The sequence below is a fragment of the Pseudomonas sp. Q1-7 genome, from assembly GCF_028010285.1.
GTDB lineage: Bacteria > Pseudomonadota > Gammaproteobacteria > Pseudomonadales > Pseudomonadaceae > Metapseudomonas.
The window spans coordinates 1,402,785-1,422,884 of the sequence record NZ_CP116304.1 but is presented as its reverse complement, the minus strand read 5'-3'; the positions used below and the strand labels follow the sequence as shown (position 1 = coordinate 1,422,884).

Here is a 20,100-nt window from a genome sequence, read left to right as displayed (position 1 = left end):
CTCGTTATTTCAGAAAACACAAAGGCCGCTGCCGTTTGACGACAGCGGCCGGATATCAGGCATCAGCTTAGCGGATGGTCAGGCCGACCAGCTTGCCGCCGTTGCCATAGGCATACATCCACTCGCCGACCACCAGCGGGCGCGCGCGCAGGCCATCACCGTCGATCTTCACGCGGCCGACGAAGTGACCATCCACCTGGCTCAGCAGGTGCAGGTAACCTTCGAAGTCACCCACGGCGACGTAGCTGGAGAAGACTTCCGGGGCCGACAGCTGGCGGCGGGCCAGGGCGTCGTTGCTCCACAGGGCAGAGGCGGAACGCTCGTCCACGCCTTCGACGGTACCGTTGGCCAGGCTCACGTAGACGTTGCCGAAACCCTGGGCGACACCGGCATAGCTGGACGCCTCGCGCTGCCAGAGCACGCGGCCGCTTTCCAGGTCCAGGGCGGCGACGCGGCCCTGGTAGGTGGCGACGTACAGCGTGCCGCCGGACAGCAGCAGACCGCCGTCGATGTCCACCACGCGGTCCAGTTCGGAACGGCCCTGGGGCACGGCCACGCGCTGTTCCCACACCGGGATGCCGCGCCGGATGTCCAACGCGAGCACCTTGCCGGTGGAGAGCCCGGCCACGGCCAGGTTGTTGGTCACGACGGGCGAGCCGGTGCCCCGCAGGGTCAGCACGGCCGGGGTGTTCTCGTAGATCCAGCGTTGGTTGCCGGTGGCGGCATCGAAGCCGAACAGCGTGTCGTTCTGGGTCTGCACCACCACAACGTCGCCGTTGTTGGCCGGCGGGGCGAGCACTTCGCCGTTGACACGGGCACGCCACCGCTCTTCGCCGTTGGTGGCGTCCAGCGCGACAATCTCGCCCTTCAGGGTGCCGAGCATCACCAGGCCGTACCCAACGCCCACGGCGCCGGACACCGGTAGCTCGAGGTCCTGCTTCCAGATCACGTCGCCACTGAAGCGGTTGATCGCCATCACCTCGCCGTTGACGTCCGAGGCATAAATGGTATCGCCATCGACTGCGGGCACCAGCAGGTTGTAGGTTTCGCCCTGGCCATCACCGATGGAGCGGCTCCAGCCCTTGTCCAGACTCACTTCTTCAGTGATATCGGGCAGCTCGGCCGGCGGCAGTTCCTTCTTGCTATTGCTGCTGCAGCCTACGGCCAGGACGGCCAGGGCCAGCACTGCGGCATTCTTCCAGTGCATCACGTCACGCGTCCCCTTTTGCCAGGTCGTCGAGCTTCATCTGCAGACCGCCCACGGCGGCGTCTTCAGGCAATGCGGCCTTGGCCTTCAGGTAGGCAGCATGCGCGTCGTCGATGCGACCCAGCTGAACCAGCAGGTCGCCCTTGAGTTCTTCGCGGCTGGCGAGGAAAGCCTTGTCGGCGTCGCCATCCAGCAGCTTGAGGGCCTCCTCGACCTTGCCCTGGGCAGCCAGGACGCGGGCCAGGCGCTGGCGGGCCAGCTCACCCAGGGTGGCGTCGGCGGGCTTGTCGAGCACGCCCTTGAGTTCGGCGGCGGCGTCATCCAGCTTGCCGGCCTCCACCGCAACCTTGGCCACGAACAGGCTGCCGTACTGGGCGTAGTGAGTACCGCCGAAATCGCTTTTCAACCGGCCGGCCAGCTCGGCAACCTTCGCGGAGTCCGGCGTGCCGTTGGGGTTCAGCGCGGTTTCCAGCAGTTGCTGGTAGACGATGGACGCGCTCTGGGCCTGGTTGGTTTCGTACTTCTGCCAGGCCTGCCACCCGAAGACCACCGCCAGCGCCAGGGCGCCGCCAGTGAGCATGGGCTTGCCGTTGCGCTGCCACCAGTCCTTGAACTGCGCAATCTGTTCTTCTTCGGTTTGCATGCTTAACCCCGTACTCCTGATCTTTGGATGCTCAAGCCTGCTTCAGGCAGGCAGTGAGATGCTCGGCCAGAGCATCCCAGGCAATGCTGTGTTGTTCGCTGTCGTCGCGCAGCGGCTTGCAACCTACCACGCGCTTGGCCAGTTCGTCGTCCCCCAGGATCAACGCATAGCGGGCACCGCTCTTGTCGGCTTTCTTGAACTGGCTCTTGAAGCTGCCGCCACCGGCATTGACCAGCAGGCGCACGCCCGGCAGGGCATCGCGCAACCTCTCGGCCAGGCCCAGGGCGGCCAGTTCGGCGGGCTCGCCGAAGGCGCACAGGTAAAGGTCGGCGGGACTGTTCAGCTCCTCCGGCACCAGGCCGAGGGTTTCCAGTAGCAGCACCAGGCGCTCGACCCCCATGGCGTAGCCCACGCCCGGAGTCGGCTTGCCGCCGAACTGGCTGACCAGGCCGTCGTAACGGCCACCGGCACAGACCGTGCCCTGGGAACCGAGCTTGTCGGTCACCCACTCGAAAACGGTGCGGCTGTAGTAGTCCAGGCCACGCACCAGCTTCTGGTTGATCTCGTAGCGGATACCCACGGCATCCAGGCGCGCCTTGAGGCCTTCGAAATGGGCGAGGGACTCGTCATCCAGGTATTCATGCAGGGTCGGCGCGTCCACCAGCAGGGCCTGGGTGCCGCCGTCCTTGCTGTCGAGGATGCGCAGCGGGTTGGTGGTCAGACGGCGCTGGCTATCCTCGTCCAGCAGGTCGTAACGCTCCTGCAGGTAGGCCACCAGGGCGTCGCGGTAACGGGCGCGGGCTTCGCTGGACCCCAGGCTGTTCAGCTGCAGGGTCACCGAGTCGCCCAGGCCGAGCTTCTGCCACAGGCGCCAGGTGAGCACGATCAGCTCGGCGTCGATGTCCGGACCGGGCAGGTTGAAGACTTCCACACCCATCTGGTGGAACTGGCGGTAGCGACCCTTCTGCGGCTTCTCGTAGCGGAACATGGGGCCGGCATACCAGAGCTTCTGTACCTGGCCGCCACCGCTGAGGCCATGTTCCAGCACGGCGCGCACGCAGCCCGCGGTGCCCTCGGGACGCAGGGTCAGCGACTCTTCGTTGCGGTCGAGGAAGGTGTACATCTCCTTGTCGACCACATCGGTGCCTTCGCCGATGCCGCGGGCGAACAGCTCGGTGAACTCCAGGATCGGCAGGCGGATTTCCTTGTAGCCGTAACCATCCAGCAGCGCGGCAACGGTGTTTTCCAGATAACGCCAGGCGGGCGTCTGCTCCGGCAGGATGTCGTTCATGCCACGGATGGCTTGCAGGGTCTTGCTCACGAGAATTCCTTAATTTCAGCTACGGGCGATCAGCGCCGCGTCAGCTTCGGCCTTGGCGGCCGCCTTTTCGCGGATGAGCCGTTCCAGCTCGTCCACCAGGTTGTCATTGGTCAGCTTCTGCGCCGGCTTGCCGTCGATATAGATCAGGTTGTTCGGCGTGCCGCCAGTCAGGCCGATATGGGCCTCCTTGGCTTCACCCGGGCCGTTCACCACGCAGCCGATCACGGCCACGTCCATCGGCACCAGCAAGTCTTCGAGCCGGCCTTCCAGTTCGTTCATGGTCTTGACCACGTCGAAGTTCTGTCGCGAGCAGCTCGGGCAGGCGATGAAATTGATGCCACGGGAGCGCAGGTGCAGGGACTTGAGGATGTCGAAACCAACCTTCACCTCCTCCACCGGGTCCGCGGCCAGGGAGATGCGGATGGTGTCGCCGATGCCTTCGGCCAGCAGCATCCCCAGGCCCACGGCGGACTTCACGGTGCCGGAGCGCAGGCCGCCGGCTTCGGTGATGCCCAGGTGCAGCGGCTGGACGATCTGCTTGGCGAGCAGGCGATAGGCTTCCACGGCCATGAACACATCGGAGGCCTTCACACTGACCTTGAAGTCCTGGAAGTCCAGCTTGTCGAGGTGTTCGACATGGCGCAGGGCCGATTCCACCAGAGCCTGGGGTGTCGGCTCGCCGTACTTCTTCTGCAGGTCCTTTTCCAGGGAGCCGGCGTTCACGCCGATGCGGATCGGGATGCCCTTGTCGCGCGCGGCATCCACCACCGCCCTGACGCGGTCTTCGCGGCCGATGTTGCCCGGGTTGATGCGCAGGCAGTCGACACCCAGTTCGGCGACGCGCAGAGCGATCTTGTAGTCGAAGTGGATATCCGCCACCAGCGGCACCTGGACCTGCTGCTTGATGCGACCGAAGGCTTCGGCCGCATCCATGTCCGGGACGGAGACACGCACGATATCGACGCCGGCATCCACCAGACGCTGGATCTGGCCCACAGTGGCAGCGACGTCGCAGGTATCGGTATTGGTCATGCTCTGCACCGCGATGGGCGCATCACCGCCCACCGGTACGGAACCGACCCAGATTTTCCGCGAGACGCGGCGTTTGATCGGGGATTCGCAATGCATGGCTTATTGCCCCAGCTTCAGGCGAGCAGTCTCGCCACGGACATAAGGCGACACGTCGATAGACTGGCCGTTGTAGCTGAGCTGTGCACCACGGGCGAAGCCCAGACGCACCTCCAGCGGCGCCTTGCCGGCCAACTCGATGCTTTCGCCGGTGCGCTTGAGAGCGCTGACCAGCACTTTACCGTCGGCATCGGTGACCTGGGTCCAGCAATTGGCGGTGAACTGAATGCGCACCACGCCCTGGCCCTGCTGGGCCACCACGGGAGCCGGCGCCTCGGCGGCGGGTGCCGGAGAAGCAGCCGGGGCCGCCGCAGTGGCGGTCGGCGCAGAAGATTGCTCGGTCGTTGCGTTCGGAACGGTCGGAGCGGCGGCAACGGCAGGCGCCTGGTCCGGAGCGTCCGGGGCTACCGGCGCGGCTTCGCCAGCCGGGGCCGCCGGGGCAACCTCGGCGGGCTGTTGCTCGGGCTGGGCGGCCACTTCCGGCGACACCTGGGCGGGCACTGGCGCCTGGCCATCTTCGGCCTCGGCCACGGCCTGGTCTTCCGGCTCATCGAGGGGGTGGATCTGCGTGGTGCCATCGGCACTTTCCACTTCCACGTGCTCGATGTTCACGCTGGAGGCTTCCTCATTGCGGCTCGAATGCTCCTGCCACCAGAAGAAACCCACCGCGCCAAGGGCAACCAGGATGACGAAACTGACGATGCGCAACACGCTCTGGGAGAGACGCACGGGCTCTTCGATACGCCCCAGGCTATGCACGTTGCTGCCTTTGGCGTCGGTCCCGGTGTAGTGGTCGAACTCGGCCACCAGGGCGCCCTGGTCCATGTCCAGCAGCTTGGCATAGGCGCGCACATAGCCGCGGGCGAAGGTGTGTCCCGGCAGTTGCTCGAAGTCACCGGCCTCGAGCTGGCGAAGGGCCTGTTCGGTCAGGTTCAGGTGTCGGGCGACCTCGCCCAGAGTGAGGTTCTTGTTCTCACGGGCCTGACGCAGGGTTTCACCCGGGTTGGCGCGGGCCGCCGCTACAGCTTCGGGATGCGACGCTTTCATCATTGCTCCGACAGGTATTGCTGATATTCCGGCGTGCCGGGATAAAGTCGCTTGAGTTGCAGACCGAGGCTGGCAGCCTGGTCGCGGTCTTCGAATATGGTCGCCAGGCGCGAGCCGAGCAGCAGGCTGCGGGCAGACTGCGGGGCGATCTGGGAGTAGCGCTGGTAATAGTCACGAGCCGGCACGTACTGCTTCTCGTCAAAGGACAGCTGGGCCATCTCCAGCAGCGCCAGGGGTTGCTGGCGATTCAGACGCAGGGCCTTGTCGAAATGCTGCTTGGCCAGCGCCGGGTCGTTCATCTTCAGCGAGGTCAGCCCCAGGTTCTCGAACACCCGCGAACGTTCGGGATAGAGGTTGTCGTCGGCCGCCTGCTGGAAACGCTCGTAGGCGTCCTTGTAGCGCCCCTGTTCGTAGAGGAAGGTGCCGTAGTTGTTGAGGATGCGCGAATCGTTACGGGAAGACAGCGCCTTGCGATAGTGCTGGTCCGCCAGCTCCGGTTCTATTTCGGTCTGGAACACCAGGGCCAGGGCGGCATTGGCGTCGGCATTGGACGGATCGAGCTCGAGGGCTTTCTTCAGCGGCACCTTGGCACGCTCGGTGGCGCCCTGTTTCAGGTAACCGATGCCCAGTTCGATATAGGCGTCACGCGCGGCTTCACGGCCTTTGTCGGTCTTCATCGGATCGACCTGACCGGTGGAAACGCAAGCCGCGAGCAATGCGGTGGAAACGAGGAGCAGCGCAGCGCGCAGGGTCATGGGATGTCCTTCTCTAGTTCCGGTTCGCGGCGTCGCGGGACGTCTCCGCCTCGGCGCTCAGTTGGCGCACGGCAATGTAGCGCTCGCTACGGCGGGTGCGGTCCATGACCTGGCCGACCAGTTGGCCGCAGGCGGCATCGATGTCATCGCCGCGAGTGGTGCGGACGGTGACATTGTGCCCAGCCTTGTGCAACAGGTCCTGGAAGCGGCGGATCGCATTGTTGCTCGGCCGCTCGTAGCCCGAGTGCGGGAAGGGATTGAACGGAATCAGGTTGATCTTGCAGGGGAAGTCCTTGAGCAACTCGATCATCTGCGCGGCGTGTTCGGGCTGGTCGTTGACGTCCTTGAGCAGGGTGTACTCGATGGTCAGCACGCGCTTTTCGCCCAGGCGGGAGATGTAGCGGCGGCAGGCGTCGAGCACCACGGACAGGGGGTATTTCTTGTTGATCGGCACCAACTGGTTGCGCAGCGGGTCGTTCGGCGCATGCAGCGACAGCGCGAGGGAAACGTCGATCACCTCGCCCAGCTTGTCGATCATCGGCGCCACCCCCGAGGTGGAGAGGGTCACCTTGCGCTTGGAAATGCCGTAGCCGAGGTCGTCCATCATGATGTTCATGGCGGCGACCACGTTGTCGAAATTCAGTAGCGGCTCGCCCATGCCCATCATCACCACGTTGGTAATGGCACGGTCGATCTTCGCGGGAATGGTCCCGAAGGACTTGTTGGCGATCCACACCTGGCCGATCACCTCGGCGGCGGTGAGGTCGCTGTTGAAACCTTGCTTGCCGGTGGAGCAGAAGCTGCAATCCAGGGCGCAACCGGCCTGGGACGACACGCAGAGGGTGCCACGACCGCCTTGCGGGATGTACACGGTTTCAACGCAGCTGCCGGAGGCCACACGGACCACCCACTTGCGGGTGCCATCGCTGGAGATGTCCTGGCTGACGACTTCCGGGCCGCGAATCTCGGCAGAGGCCTTGAGCTTGTCGCGCAAGGCCTTGCCGATATTGCTCATGGCGTCGAAATCATCGACGCCGAAGTGGTGAATCCACTTCATCACCTGGCCGGCGCGGAAGCGTTTCTCCCCGATGGACTCGAAGAAGCTTTCCAGTTGCGGCTGGGTCAGACCCAGCAGGTTCACTTTACCGGTCGATTCAGTCATGGCTTCACCCTCTCTCATCCGCGATCAGCGGATGCGAGCGCACACCTCGGTGGCGGCGAAGAAGTAGGCGATTTCGCGGGCAGCGGAAGCCTCGGAGTCGGAACCGTGAACGGCGTTCTCGTCGATGGAGACGGCGTAATCGGCGCGGATGGTGCCAGCATCGGCTTTCTTCGGATCGGTGGCGCCCATCAGCTCACGGTTCTTGGCGATGGCGTTCTCGCCTTCCAGGACCTGAACCACAACCGGGCCGGAGGTCATGAAGGAAACCAGGTCCTTGAAGAAGCCACGCTCTTTGTGCTCGGCGTAGAAGCCACCGGCTTCGCGCTCGGAGAGCTGAACCATCTTGGCGGCCACGACGCGCAGGCCGGCCTTCTCGAAGCGGGTGATGATCTCGCCCACGACGTTCTTGGCAACGGCGTCCGGCTTGATGATGGAGAGAGTACGTTCGACAGCCATGGAAAAACTCCAGAAACAAGGATTAAAGCGAAAAATTAAACCCGCGAATTATACGCGGGTTAGGGGGAAATGCGTAGGGCCGAAGCCCGGGACGGCAGCCGGTCAGTCGGCTTCTTCGATCCAGGCCGCCTGGATGGCTTCCAGAACCTTTTCACCGCCCCGCTGCGGATCGTCGGCGAAGTCCGGCAGCGCCAGGACCCAGTTGTGCAGGTCGACGAAGTTGACGTAGCGCGGGTCGACGTCCGGTCTGGTTTCAGCCAGTTGAATGGCGATCTCCAGCACGTCGGTCCATTTCAAGCTCATTTTCAGTGCCCCTCGGAGACCTGATTGATGGTGTATTTCGGAATTTCCACCACCAGATCCTGGTCAGCGACTACAGCCTGGCAGGAAAGGCGGGACTGAGGCTCAAGACCCCAGGCCTTGTCGAGCATGTCGTCTTCCAGTTCGTCGGAAGCGTCCAGGGAGTTGAAACCTTCGCGCACCACCACGTGGCAGGTGGTGCAGGCACAGGACTTCTCGCAGGCATGCTCGATGTCGATGCCACTGCGCAGCGCGGCATCCAGGATGCTTTCGCCCGGCTGAGCCTCGATCACGGCACCCTCGGGGCAATGCTCGGCGTGGGGCAGGAAGATGATCTGCGGCATTTCTGGGTCAATCCTCGATTTCATTGAGTCGGCGGCCGGACAAGGCGGCCTTGACGGCGGCATCCATACGACGCGCGGCGAACGCATCGGTCACCTGGGAGAGGCGCTTGATTTGCGCTTCGATGGCCGCAACGTCGCTGCCGATCGACAATTCGCGCAGGGTTTGCATGCTGTCCAGAATGGCGTCTCGCTCGGTTTCATCCAGCAGGCGCTCGCCATCGGCTGCCAGCGCGGCCTGAACCGCCTCCAGCAGACGCTCGGCCTCGACCTGCTGCTCTCGCAGAGCGCGGGCATGCTTGTCCTCGCCAGCGAACTGGAAGGAATCCTGCAGCATCCGCGAAATCTCGCCATCGGTCAGACCGTAGGACGGCTTGACCTGGATGCTGGCTTCGACGCCGGAGGCCAGCTCACGGGCGGTCACGCCCAGCAGGCCGTCGGCATCCACCTGGAAGGTCACGCGGATCTTTGCGGCGCCCGCCACCATGGGCGGAATGCCGCGCAACTCGAAGCGCGCCAGGGAGCGGCAATCCTTGATCAATTCGCGCTCGCCCTGGAGCACATGGATCATCATGGCCGTCTGGCCATCCTTGTAGGTGGTGAAGTCCTGCGCACGCGCCACCGGAATGGTGGTGTTGCGCGGTATCACCCTCTCCATCAGCCCGCCCATGGTTTCCAGACCGAGCGACAGAGGAATCACGTCCAACAGCAGCAATTCTTCGCCGCGTTTGTTGCCGGCCAGGGTATCGGCCTGCACGGCGGCACCGATGGCCACCACCTGGTCAGGATCGATATCGGTGAGCGGTTGGCGACCGAACATCTCCGCCACAGCCTCACGCACGCGCGGCACACGGGTGGAACCGCCGACCATGACAACGGCCTCGACCTCCTCCAGCTCGATGCCGGCGTCACGCACGGCACGACGGCAGGCCTTGAGGCTGCGGGCGACCATGGGCTCGATCAGGGCATCGAATTGCTCGCGGGTCAGTATGCCGTGCCAGTCGCCATGGACGAGCTCGACACTGGCGGCATTGGTCAGGGCTTCCTTCGCCTCACAGGCCGCACGCAGCAGGCTGCGCTGCGCCCCCGGATCGAGGTCGGCGGACAGGCCAGCCTGCTGGACCATCCAGCCGGCGATGGCATGATCGAAATCGTCCCCCCCCAGGGCGCTGTCGCCACCGGTGGCCATGACCTCGAAAACACCGCGGGTCAGACGAAGGATGGAGATATCGAAAGTACCGCCACCCAGGTCGTAAATCGCGATGACACCCTCGGCCTGCTTGTCCAGCCCATAGGCCACGGCAGCTGCCGTGGGCTCGTTGAGCAGCCGCAAAACATTGAGACCGGCGAGACGCGCAGCATCCTTGGTGGCCTGGCGCTGAGCCTCGTCGAAATAGGCTGGCACGGTGATGACGGCCCCCACCAGCTCCCCGCCCAGGCTCTGCTCTGCGCGCTGACGCAGGGTTTTGAGAATGTCGGCGGACACCTCGACCGGACTCTTGGCACCCTGTACGGTCTGGATGAACGGCATGTGGGATTCGCCACCGACGAAGCGATAGGGCAGTTGCTCGCCCAATTGCTTGACGTCTTCTAGGCCGCGCCCCATGAAGCGCTTGACGGAGAGGATGGTATTCAGCGGGTCGCTGGATGCCGCCCGCTTGGCGTCGCGACCGACTTCGACGCGATCGGCGTGATAGCGAACGGCGGAAGGCAGGATGACCTGCCCATCGGCATCCGGCAGGGGCTCTGCGATGCCGCTGCGCACGGCAGCGACCAGCGAATTGGTGGTACCCAGGTCGATTCCCACCGCCAGTCGGCGCTGGTGTGGCTGGGGGCTCTGCCCGGGTTCAGCGATCTGCAGTAAGGCCATGCTTATCTATTTATCAGGCGTACCGGCAACCAAGACGGCATCGCGGGTTAATCGTCGAGGCGCTCTTCCAGTTGGCGCACTTCGTGGGTCAGCTTGTCGAGGAACTGCATGCGACGTACCAGACGCTCGGCGTCTTCGCGGCGCTCGGGGTCGTCCCAGCACTCGGCGAAATCGCCATCCAGCTCGGCCTGCGCAGCCTTGAGCCGACGCTTGAAGACATCGACGCCGTCCAGGTCGGCGCTGTCCTGCAGCTCTTCCAGCTCCTCTCGCCACTGCATCTGCTGCAGCAGGAACTGCGGGTCCTGCACCGTAACCTCGAGCGGTAGCTCGCGCCCCTTCAGGGCCAATAGGTACAAGGCGCGGCGCGGCGCGCTCTTCAGCGTCTGGTAGGCGTCGTTGAGTTGAGCCGCGCGCTCCAGCGCCAGACGCTGCTCACGCTCGGAAGCATCGGCGAAACGGTCGGGATGGACGGCACGCGCCAACTCACGGTAACGCGCCGCGAGCTGGTCAAGGTCCAGTCGATGACCCGGCCTCAGGTCGAACAGGGCGAAATGACAGGGAGTTCCCACACATGCCTCAGACGTTGAAGCTCTCGCCGCAGCCGCATTCGCCACGCACGTTCGGGTTGTTGAACTTGAAGCCCTCATTGAGCCCTTCGCGAACGAAGTCCAGCTCAGTGCCGTCGAGGTAGGTCAGGCTCTTGGGATCGATGATCACCTTGACGCCATAACTCTCGAAGACCAGGTCATCCGCAGTCAATTCGTCGACGAACTCCAGCACATAGGCAAGACCGGAGCAGCCAGTCGTACGCACCCCCAGACGAATGCCTTCACCCTTGCCGCGCCCCTCGATAGAGCGCTGCACGTGACGGGCGGCGGATTCGGTCATGCTGATGGCCATTGCAACTCCTTACTCGTCCGAGCGCTTAAAGCAGACCCTTCTTCTGCTTGTAGTCGTTGACGGCCGCCTTGATGGCGTCCTCAGCCAGCACCGAGCAGTGGATCTTCACCGGCGGCAGGGCCAGTTCTTCGGCGATAGTGGTGTTCTTGATGGCAGCCGCCTCATCCAGCGTCTTGCCCTTCATCCACTCGGTGGCGAGGGAGCTGGATGCAATGGCGGAACCGCAGCCGTAGGTCTTGAACTTGGCGTCTTCGATCACGCCTTGCTCGTTGACCTTGATCTGCAGGCGCATCACATCGCCGCAGGCCGGCGCGCCGACCATGCCAGTGCCCACGTTGGGGTCCTGGGCGTCGAGCTTGCCAACGTTACGCGGGTTTTCGTAGTGGTCGATGACCTTGTCGCTATATGCCATGGTAACTATTCCTCACTCATCAGGGTGGCGTCAGTGCGCCTGCCATTCGACCTGGGACAGGTCGACGCCCTCTTTATACATATCCCACAGGGGGGACAGTTCACGGAGCTTGCTGACCGCTTCGCGCACCTTGGCGGCGGCGTAGTCCACTTCTTCTTCAGTCGTGAACCGGCCAAAGGTGAAGCGGATGGAGCTGTGCGCCAGCTCGTCGTTGCGGCCCAGGGCACGCAGCACGTAGGACGGCTCCAGGGACGCCGAAGTACAGGCGGAACCGGACGACACCGCGAGGTCCTTGAGCGCCATGATCAGCGACTCGCCTTCGACGTAGTTGAAGCTGACGTTCAGGTTGTGCGGCACGCGAGCGGTGGCGCTGCCGTTCAGGTAAAGCTCTTCCATGCCGTCGATCTGGGCCCAGAAGCGATCCGCCAGGGCCTGGATACGCACGCGCTCGCTGGCCATTTCCTGCTTGGCGATGTGGAAGGCCTCGCCCATGCCGACGATCTGGTGGGTGGCCAGGGTACCGGAACGCATGCCGCGCTCATGACCACCGCCGTGCATCATGGCTTCCAGGCGCACGCGCGGCTTGCGGCGAACATAGAGTGCGCCGATGCCTTTCGGGCCGTAGGTCTTGTGGGCGGAGAAGGACATCAGGTCGACCTTCAGCTTTTCCAGGTCGATTTCCACCTTGCCGGTCGACTGCGCGGCGTCGACATGGAAGAGGATGCCGCGGGCACGGGTCAGCTCGCCAATCGCCGCGATGTCGTTGATGGTGCCGATTTCATTGTTCACGTGCATGACCGAAACCAGGATGGTGTCGTCACGCAGGGCTGCCTCGACGGCGGCCGGCGTGATCAGGCCGTCTTCGCCGGGTTCGAGGTAGGTGACTTCGAAGCCTTCGCGCTCCAGCTGGCGGGTGGTGTCCAGCACCGCCTTGTGCTCGATCTTCGAGGTAATGATGTGCTTGCCCTTGCCACTGTAGAAGTGCGCTACGCCCTTGATGGCCAGGTTGTCGGATTCGGTCGCACCGGATGTCCAGACGATTTCACGCGGGTCGGCGTTGACCAGCTCGGCCACCTGACGACGGGCATTTTCCACCGACTCCTCAGCCTTCCAGCCGAACACGTGGGAACGCGAGGCCGGATTGCCGAAGTTGCCGTCCACCAGCAGGCACTCGCTCATCTTCTGAGCGACGCGCGGGTCCACCGGCGTAGTGGCGGAGTAGTCGAGGTAAATCGGCAATTTCATCTGGGCTCTCCTATCAGGTATCGGGGCCAATCACAGGCCGGCGCCCTGCTCAATCGATGGCGGACGCTTCAATTTTATCGAGGTGGGGCATCCTGCCATTGCTTCCGCAGCGGCGTTGATCCTGCCGCTGCGCGACCTCCTGGACCTCGCGACGGTTGACCAGGTCGGCCAGGCTGATGCCGCTGAGGAACTCATGGATCTGCAGACTCAGATCGCACCAGAGGTGATGAGTTAGGCAGGTATCGCCCGAATGGCAATCGCCCAGGCCCTGGCAACGAGTGGCATCCACCGACTCGTTGACCGCATCGATCACCTGGGCGACATGAATGCCATGCATGTCGCGGGAAAGCTGGTAGCCACCGCCGGGGCCGCGCACACTGCTGACCAGGTTGCCGCGGCGAAGCTTGGCGAAAAGCTGTTCGAGATAGGACAGGGAGATGCCCTGCCGCTCGGAAATATCGGCCAGAGACACCGGCCCCTGCTGCGCATGCAGCGCCAGGTCGAGCATGGCGGTGACGGCGTAACGGCCTTTGGTGGTCAGTCGCATGGTGAGTACCACGGGATCGCTGGAGTGCAGCGAGTATGCGATTCCCGACTATTTAAGTCAACTATAAGCCTGATCAAAATAGTCGGGATTGCACTTTGCAGGGTCTGCATGGTAGCAGAGGCGCATCCCATTAGCACCCTAATAATCCGGCGCCTCCAATGGACCACAACTGGACGCCCCATCAGGCGACCGGCTTGCGCTCATCATCCTTGATGTCGGCGAAATCCTCGTCGCGCAACTCCGGCAGGGCCTTGGCGCAGTAGTCGCTGCCCAGCGCGGTGAGCGCCTTGCACATACCGTCCAGACGCTCGTCCACGGCCTGCACATGATCCAGCAGTTGCCCGATGGCGCGCGCCACGGGGTCCGGCATGTCCTGACCGAGACCATAGGCATCGAAGCCGAAACGCTCGGCAATGGCCTGCCGCTTCGCCTCCTGCTCAGGGTCGACCTTGACGATGACCCTACCGGGAATGCCGACCGCAGTCGCCCCGGCCGGCACCGCCTTGGTCACCACGGCATTGGAGCCGATCTTGGCACCGGCACCAACGGTGAAGGGCCCGAGCACCTTGGCACCCGCCCCCACCACCACGCCGTCCTCCAGGGTTGGGTGACGCTTACCCTGGTTCCAGCTTGTACCGCCCAGGGTCACGCCCTGGTAAAGCGTGACGTCGTTGCCGATCTCGGCGGTCTCGCCGATGACGATGCCCATGCCGTGGTCGATGAAGAATCGACGACCGATCTTCGCCCCCGGGTGGATCTCGATACCGGTCATCCAGCGACTGAAGTTCGACACCAGGCGCGCCAGCCATTTCCAGCCGGCAATCCACAGCGCGTGAGCTATGCGATGCAGCCAGGTGGCATGCAGCCCCGGATAACAGGTAAGCACCTCGAAGGCATTGCGCGCAGCCGGATCACGGTGGAATACGCTTTGAATGTCTTCTCGAATGCGGTCGAACATCACTTGTCACTCCGTTTGCTTGCTTCGCCCCGCACAGCCTTCTGGGTTTCCGTCAGGATGCCGCGCAGGATGTTCATCTCCAGCTTGCTGATGTTGCTGCGACCAAAGAGACGACGCAGGCGCGACATCAGGTGCCGAGGCTTCTCCGGATCGAGGAAACCGATCTCCACCAGGGTGCTTTCCAGGTGTTCGTAATAGCGCTCCAGCTCATCGACGGTCACCGGCTGGGCATTGAGCATGGCGGTGGTTTCAACCTTCTCCACCTTGCTCGGCAACCCCTCCTGCGCCAACCAGGCCATGCGCACCTCGTAGACCAGCACCTGTACGGCGGCCGCCAGGTTCAGCGAGGAAAAGTCGGGATTCGACGGGATATGCACATGGTATTGGCAGCGCTGCAACTCTTCATTGGTCAGACCCGCATATTCGCGACCGAATACCAGCGCCACCTCGCCGCCATCGCGCACTTGCGCCACGGCGGTCTGGCCACACTCGCGCGGATCGAGCAGGGGCCAGGGGATGCGACGATCACGGGCACTGGTACCCACCACCAGACTGCAGCCCACCAGCGCCTCCTCCAGTGTGGCAACCACTTCAGCGCCGTCCAGTATGTCATCGGCACCGGAGGCGCGGGCACGCGCCTCGGGGCTGGGGAAATCCTCGGGATCCACCAGCACCAGCTTCGACAAGCCCATGTTCTTCATGGCGCGGGCAGCACCACCGATATTGCCGGGATGACTGGTATTGACCAGCACCACGCGAATGTTCTGCAGCAACGCTGTGGTCTCTCAGAGAAACGTCAGGGGAGCGAAATCTTACCGGACACCCCGACGCAACGCCACGAATCGCGCGCCCCGCCCTGCCTGCCCTGAGCTTTTTCTGCTACCATGTGCGGCTTTCTTCTTTAACGACCCAGGTGAACTCCCCATGCAGCCCATGCTGAATATCGCCCTGCGCGCCGCTCGCAGCGCCGGTGAACTGATTTTCCGCTCGATCGAGCGCCTGGACGTTATCTCCGTCAACGAGAAAGACGCCAAGGACTACGTCACCGAGGTCGATCGCGCTGCCGAACTGTCCATCGTGCAGGCCCTGCGCAAGGCCTACCCGAACCACGGCATCCTCGGCGAGGAAGGCGGCCTACTGGAGGGCAAGGGTGAAGGCGCCGACTACCTGTGGATCATCGATCCGCTGGACGGCACCACCAACTTTATCCGCGGTGTTCCGCACTTCGCCGTCAGCATCGCCTGCAAGTACAAGGGTCGCCTGGAACATGCCGTGGTCCTGGACCCGGTCCGCCAGGAAGAGTTCACCGCCAGCCGCGGCCGCGGTGCCGCCCTCAATGGCCGCCGTCTGCGCGTCAGCCCGCGCAAGAGCCTGGAAGGCGCACTGCTCGGCACCGGTTTCCCCTTCCGCGAAAACCAGTTGGATAACATGGACAGCTATCTGGGCATGTTCCGCAGCCTGGTGGGCCAGACCGCCGGCATCCGCCGCGCCGGCTCCGCCAGCCTGGACCTGGCCTACGTCGCAGCCGGCCGCTTCGATGCCTTCTGGGAGTTCGGCCTGTCCGAGTGGGACATGGCGGCGGGCGCCCTGCTGGTGCAGGAAGCCGGCGGCCTGGTGAGCGATTTCACCGGCGGCCATGACTTCCTTGAGAAGGGCCACGTGGTCGCGGGCAATACCAAGTGCTTCAAGGCCGTGCTGACTGCCATCCAGCCGCACCTGCCACCGTCGATGAAGCGCTGATCGCGCGTCTCGGACACGAAAAACCCGGCCTAGGCCGGGTTTTTTGTTGGAATCGATCCGCTTATTGCTGGACGCCCGCACCACCGCCCTGGGACAGGGTGTTACCAACCCCCTGCTGGCTGAGGATCAATTGGCCGTCCTTGGTGACGGGGATCTGCCGGCCCGGGTCGTGATCCATGCGGACCTGACCGACCTTGCCGTCCAACTGGTATTTCACGTCATAGCCCACCAGCCGCTCGCTGGTGTCGGTGACGGTCTTGCAGCGGGTTTCAGTGGTCGTGTAGGTGTCATTGGCCTGCATATGCTCCTGCACCTTGTTGCCCGCGTAACCACCCCCCACGGCTCCGGCAACCGTGGCGATCTTCTTGCCGGTACCACCACCGACCTGGTTGCCCAGCAGGCCGCCCGCCACCGCGCCAATTACGGTGCCGGCGATCTGATGCTGGTCCTTCACAGGCTTCTGACGAGTCACCGCCACGTCATTGCAGACTTCACGCGGCGTCTTCACGGTTTCATTGATCGGTTGGACAGCGAGCACTTCGGCATACTCCGGGCCGTTATTACCTACCAGGCTGTAGGTGGCCACAGCGCCGCCGGCAGTCACGCCAACCGCACCCAAAACAGTACCGACGAGCATCGACTTGTTCACTTGAACCTCCTGACTCTTCCTTTCATGGGCGTTCATGCCTCATTCCACCGGTTGGATAGAGGGGCAAAGACCAAGTTCCCAATCGCATCGGAAGAACCCGACAAATGGGATGGATGTCTCATACATCAGAAACAACGAGGCCCGGCATTTGCCGGGCCTCGTGCGTAACACCTGACACCTCAGGGACGGTCATCCGCCTCGGCGGTGTTCGCCGGTGGAATCAGATCTTCGGAGGATAGTTTCAGCCAGATCAGCACCGGGGCACTGATGTAGATGGAGGAGTAGGTACCCACTACCACGCCGACCAGCAGCGACAGGGCGAAGCCATGCAGACTGTCGCCACCGAAGACCAACAGGGCGATGAGGGCCAGGGCGGTGGACATCGAAGTGGCGATGGTCCGCAGCAAGGTCTGGGTGCAGGACACGTCGATGTTTTCGATCAGGTCCGCACGGCGCAGCACGCGGAAGTTCTCGCGGATACGGTCGAAGATGATGATGGTGTCGTTCAGCGAGTAGCCGATCATCGCCAGTACCGCGGCGAGCACGGTGAGGTCGAAGGGAACCTGGAAGAACGCCAGGATGCCCAGGGTGACCACCACGTCGTGAACCAGGGAAGCCACCGCGCCGACACCGAACTTCCACTGGAAGCGGAAGGCCAGGTACAGCAGGATCCCGCCCAGGGCCAGCAGCATGGCCAGGCCGCCCTGGTCGCGCAGCTCTTCACCGACCTGAGGACCCACGAACTCCACGCGCTTGAGCTCGAACCTGCTCTCGGCATCGACCTTGCGCAGGGCATCGGCGACCTGGTTGCCGAGCTGCGGGTCCTCGCCAGCCATACGAACCAGGACATCGGTGGAGGCGCCGAAGCTCTGCACCACGGCATCCTCGTACCCCACCTGAGCCAGCTCGCGCTTGATCTTCTCCAGATCGGCCGGCTTCTCGTAGGTCAGCTCGATCAGGGTACCGCCAGTGAAATCCAGGCCGAAGTTCAGCCCCTTGGCGAACAGGCTGCCGATACCGATCAGGCTGATGATCACGGTAATGGCGAACGCAACGTTGCGTATCGCCATGAAACGGATGGTTGACTTGATCATGACAGGCCTCAAATCCACAGTTTCTTGAAGTTGCGGCCACCGAAGATCAGGTTGACCAGGCCGCGGGTGAACATGATGGCGGTGAACATCGAAGTCATGATGCCCAGCGACATGGTCACGGCGAAGCCCTTGATCGGACCGGTCCCGAGGGCGAACAGGATGCCGCCCACCAACAGGGTGGTGAGGTTACTGTCGACGATTGCGGTGTAGGCACGGTCGAAGCCTTCATGAATGGCGCGCTGCACCGACAACCCGTTGCCCAGCTCCTCGCGAATACGCGAGTAAATCAGCACGTTGGCATCCACGGCCATGCCCAGGGTCAGCACGATTCCCGCGATACCCGGCAGGGTCAGGGTGGCACCGATGACCGACATCAGGCCCACCAGCAGCACCAGGTTGAATGCCAGTGCGATGGTGGCCAGGAAGCCAAAGAAGCGGTAGATGGCGATGATGAACAACGACACGAAGATCATCGCCCATTCGGTGGACTCGATACCCTTGACGATGTTCTCGGCGCCCAGGCTCGGACCGATGGTGCGCTCCTCGGCGAAGTACATCGGTGCGGCGAGGCCGCCGGCACGCAGCAGCAGGGCCAGCTCGGAGGACTCGCCCTGGCCGGTCAAACCGGTGATGCGGAACTGACTGCCCAGCGGAGACTGGATGGTCGCCAGACTGATGATCTTCTTCTCTTCCTTGAAGCTCTGTACGGCGACTTCCTTCTGAACGCCGTCGACATCCTGGATCACGTAGCGGGTCACCGGACGCTGCTCGATGAAGATCACCGCCATGCTGCGACCGACGTTGTTGCGGGTGGCGCGATTCATCAGTTCGCCGCCGTGGCCATCGAGGCGAATGTTCACCTGCGGACGGCCGTTTTCGTCGTAGCTGGCCTGGGCGTCGGTCACCTGGTCACCCGTGATGATCAGGCCGCGCTCCAGCGGCACCGGCGGACGACCGGGCTCACGGAACTCGAAGGATTCGGTGGAGGCCTTGCTCGCGGTCGGCTCTGCTGCCAGGCGGAACTCGAGGTTGGCGGTCTTGCCGAGGATACGCTTGGCCTCGGCAGTGTCCTGCACGCCCGGCAGCTCGACCACGATACGGTTGGCGCCCTGGCGCTGGACGATCGGTTCGGCAACGCCCAGCTCGTTCACACGGTTGCGGACGGTGGTCAGGTTCTGCTTGATGGAGTATTCGCGAATCTCCGCCAGCTTGGCCTGGGTCAGCGCCAGCTGCAGCACCTGCTGATCGCCACGTTCGGTGGCGACCATATCGAAGTCGGTGAAACTCTTGCGGATCAGTGCCTGGGCCTTGCCCAGGGACTCGCTGTCGGCGAAGCCGAGCTGGAAGCCGTTTTCCTGCGCCGGCAGGCTGCGGTAGCGAATACGCTCCTTGCGCAGCAGGGTGCGGACCTCCCCTTCGTAGATTTTCAGGCGCGCATCGACCGCCTTCTCCATATCCACTTCCAGCAGGAAGTGCACACCACCGGAAAGGTCCAGGCCGAGCTTCATCGGCGCCGCACCGAGGTTGCGCAACCAGTCGGGAGTGGTCGGGGCCAGGTTCAGCGCAACCACATAGTCGTCGCCAAGCGCCTTGCGCACGATGTCCTTGGCCGGCAGTTGGTCACCCAGCGAGGTCAGCCGCAGCAGACCGCCACGCTCACCGACACTGGCGGACTTGAGTTCGATACCGGCTTGCTTCAGGGCGTCGCTCGCCTTGTCCAGATCGCTCTGCTGGATCTTCAGCGCAGTGCTGGTGCCGCTGATCTGGATTGCCGGATCATCCGGATAGAGATTGGGTGCGGAATACACCAGACCGATCGCCAGCACCGCTAGGATCAGCAGATATTTCCACAGAGGGTACTTGTTGAGCATGACTCCGCCCGTTATGACGCGGGGCGCCAGTTGGCGCCCCGTCGGTGTTGATCCATGGATCCTCAGATGGCTTTCAGGGTGCCCTTCGGCAGGGTCGCCGCGATAGCCGCCTTCTGGAATTTCAGCTCGACGCTGTCAGACACTTCGATAACCACGAAGTCATCGCTCACCTTGGTGACCTTGCCGGCGATGCCGCCGGAGGTGACCACTTCGTCGCCCTTCTGCAGGCCGGCGAGCAGGCTCTTGTGCTCCTTCGCGCGCTTGGCCTGGGGACGCCAGATCATCAGGTAGAAGATGACCAGAAAACCGATCAGGAAAACCCACTCGAAACCGGTACCGGCGGGGCCTGCGGCGGCCGGGGCAGCAGCGTCGGCATAGGCGGCGGGAATCAGAAAGCTCATTTAGCACTCCTGTTAAGGAAATTTGAAAAGTATTGGCTCTGGAAATATGCGGC

The 20,100-nt window shown here is 63.4% G+C and carries 23 protein-coding genes; 1 reads left to right on the top strand and 22 read right to left on the bottom strand.

The window, feature by feature from the left end; all coding sequences use genetic code 11:
* Positions 1-67: 67 nt before the first annotated feature.
* The 18 genes from bamB to trmJ all read right to left on the bottom strand — a co-directional run bounded on the left by bamB (position 68) and on the right by trmJ (position 15,065).
* Positions 68-1,210, bottom strand: a complete 1,143-nt coding sequence (gene bamB / locus PJW05_RS06655; RefSeq protein ID WP_271410929.1) for an outer membrane protein assembly factor BamB — start codon at positions 1,208-1,210, stop codon at positions 68-70.
* A 1-nt stretch (position 1,211) separates the two neighbouring features.
* Positions 1,212-1,850, bottom strand: coding sequence for a YfgM family protein (locus PJW05_RS06650; protein ID WP_271410928.1), 639 nt, complete (start codon positions 1,848-1,850; stop codon positions 1,212-1,214).
* 31 nt (positions 1,851-1,881) lie between these two features.
* On the bottom strand, positions 1,882-3,171 hold the full coding sequence (gene hisS, locus PJW05_RS06645; RefSeq protein WP_271410927.1) for a histidine--tRNA ligase: 1,290 nt from the start codon (positions 3,169-3,171) through the stop codon (positions 1,882-1,884).
* Between the two features lie 15 nt (positions 3,172-3,186).
* Positions 3,187-4,299, bottom strand: a complete 1,113-nt coding sequence (gene ispG / locus PJW05_RS06640; RefSeq protein ID WP_271410926.1) for a flavodoxin-dependent (E)-4-hydroxy-3-methylbut-2-enyl-diphosphate synthase — start codon at positions 4,297-4,299, stop codon at positions 3,187-3,189.
* Between the two features lie 3 nt (positions 4,300-4,302).
* Positions 4,303-5,349, bottom strand: a complete 1,047-nt coding sequence (locus tag PJW05_RS06635) for a RodZ domain-containing protein (RefSeq protein ID WP_271410925.1) — start codon at positions 5,347-5,349, stop codon at positions 4,303-4,305.
* Positions 5,346-6,101: a type IV pilus biogenesis/stability protein PilW gene (pilW, locus tag PJW05_RS06630; protein ID WP_271410924.1), complete on the bottom strand. Its 756-nt coding sequence runs from the start codon at positions 6,099-6,101 to the stop codon at positions 5,346-5,348. Before pilW ends, PJW05_RS06635 begins: the two co-directional genes overlap by 4 nt.
* 13 nt (positions 6,102-6,114) lie before the next feature.
* Positions 6,115-7,263: a 23S rRNA (adenine(2503)-C(2))-methyltransferase RlmN gene (rlmN, locus tag PJW05_RS06625; protein ID WP_271410923.1), complete on the bottom strand. Its 1,149-nt coding sequence runs from the start codon at positions 7,261-7,263 to the stop codon at positions 6,115-6,117.
* A gap of 24 nt (positions 7,264-7,287) precedes the next feature.
* Positions 7,288-7,719: a nucleoside-diphosphate kinase gene (gene ndk / locus PJW05_RS06620; protein ID WP_271410922.1), complete on the bottom strand. Its 432-nt coding sequence runs from the start codon at positions 7,717-7,719 to the stop codon at positions 7,288-7,290.
* 102 nt (positions 7,720-7,821) lie between these two features.
* Positions 7,822-8,022 (bottom strand): Fe-S cluster assembly protein IscX, encoded by a 201-nt coding sequence (iscX, locus tag PJW05_RS06615; protein ID WP_271410921.1) that lies wholly within the window; start codon positions 8,020-8,022, stop codon positions 7,822-7,824.
* Between the two features lie 2 nt (positions 8,023-8,024).
* Positions 8,025-8,363, bottom strand: coding sequence for an ISC system 2Fe-2S type ferredoxin (gene fdx, locus PJW05_RS06610; protein WP_271410920.1), 339 nt, complete (start codon positions 8,361-8,363; stop codon positions 8,025-8,027).
* 7 nt (positions 8,364-8,370) lie between these two features.
* On the bottom strand, positions 8,371-10,230 hold the full coding sequence (gene hscA / locus PJW05_RS06605; protein ID WP_271410919.1) for a Fe-S protein assembly chaperone HscA: 1,860 nt from the start codon (positions 10,228-10,230) through the stop codon (positions 8,371-8,373).
* 47 nt (positions 10,231-10,277) lie between these two features.
* Positions 10,278-10,799, bottom strand: a complete 522-nt coding sequence (hscB, locus tag PJW05_RS06600) for a co-chaperone HscB (protein ID WP_271410918.1) — start codon at positions 10,797-10,799, stop codon at positions 10,278-10,280.
* 7 nt (positions 10,800-10,806) lie between these two features.
* Positions 10,807-11,130, bottom strand: coding sequence for an iron-sulfur cluster assembly protein IscA (gene iscA / locus PJW05_RS06595; protein ID WP_271410917.1), 324 nt, complete (start codon positions 11,128-11,130; stop codon positions 10,807-10,809).
* 25 nt (positions 11,131-11,155) lie between these two features.
* On the bottom strand, positions 11,156-11,542 hold the full coding sequence (iscU, locus tag PJW05_RS06590) for a Fe-S cluster assembly scaffold IscU (protein WP_271410916.1): 387 nt from the start codon (positions 11,540-11,542) through the stop codon (positions 11,156-11,158).
* A 30-nt stretch (positions 11,543-11,572) separates the two neighbouring features.
* Complete coding sequence (locus tag PJW05_RS06585) at positions 11,573-12,787, bottom strand: IscS subfamily cysteine desulfurase (protein ID WP_271410915.1); 1,215 nt, start codon at positions 12,785-12,787, stop codon at positions 11,573-11,575.
* Positions 12,788-12,836: 49 nt separating this feature from the next.
* Positions 12,837-13,334, bottom strand: a complete 498-nt coding sequence (iscR, locus tag PJW05_RS06580) for a Fe-S cluster assembly transcriptional regulator IscR (RefSeq protein ID WP_069086425.1) — start codon at positions 13,332-13,334, stop codon at positions 12,837-12,839.
* Positions 13,335-13,515: 181 nt separating this feature from the next.
* Positions 13,516-14,292, bottom strand: coding sequence for a serine O-acetyltransferase (gene cysE / locus PJW05_RS06575; protein WP_271410914.1), 777 nt, complete (start codon positions 14,290-14,292; stop codon positions 13,516-13,518).
* Positions 14,292-15,065 (bottom strand): tRNA (cytosine(32)/uridine(32)-2'-O)-methyltransferase TrmJ, encoded by a 774-nt coding sequence (gene trmJ, locus PJW05_RS06570; RefSeq protein WP_271410913.1) that lies wholly within the window; start codon positions 15,063-15,065, stop codon positions 14,292-14,294. The genes cysE and trmJ overlap by 1 nt, the downstream gene beginning before the upstream one ends.
* A 151-nt stretch (positions 15,066-15,216) precedes the next feature.
* On the opposite strand from trmJ, the gene suhB reads away from it, so the two are divergent.
* Positions 15,217-16,032, top strand: a complete 816-nt coding sequence (gene suhB, locus PJW05_RS06565) for a type III secretion system regulator SuhB (RefSeq protein WP_271410912.1) — start codon at positions 15,217-15,219, stop codon at positions 16,030-16,032.
* A 61-nt stretch (positions 16,033-16,093) separates the two neighbouring features.
* On the opposite strand, the gene PJW05_RS06560 is transcribed toward suhB, so the two are convergent.
* The 4 genes from PJW05_RS06560 to yajC form a co-directional block, all read right to left on the bottom strand.
* Positions 16,094-16,681: a glycine zipper 2TM domain-containing protein gene (locus PJW05_RS06560; RefSeq protein ID WP_271412182.1), complete on the bottom strand. Its 588-nt coding sequence runs from the start codon at positions 16,679-16,681 to the stop codon at positions 16,094-16,096.
* Between the two features lie 179 nt (positions 16,682-16,860).
* Entirely contained in the window at positions 16,861-17,775 is a 915-nt protein-coding gene (gene secF, locus PJW05_RS06555; protein WP_271410911.1) for a protein translocase subunit SecF, read from the bottom strand.
* A gap of 8 nt (positions 17,776-17,783) precedes the next feature.
* On the bottom strand, positions 17,784-19,646 hold the full coding sequence (gene secD / locus PJW05_RS06550) for a protein translocase subunit SecD (protein ID WP_271410910.1): 1,863 nt from the start codon (positions 19,644-19,646) through the stop codon (positions 17,784-17,786).
* A gap of 62 nt (positions 19,647-19,708) precedes the next feature.
* Positions 19,709-20,047 (bottom strand): preprotein translocase subunit YajC, encoded by a 339-nt coding sequence (yajC, locus tag PJW05_RS06545; protein ID WP_271410909.1) that lies wholly within the window; start codon positions 20,045-20,047, stop codon positions 19,709-19,711.
* Positions 20,048-20,100 lie beyond the last annotated feature (53 nt).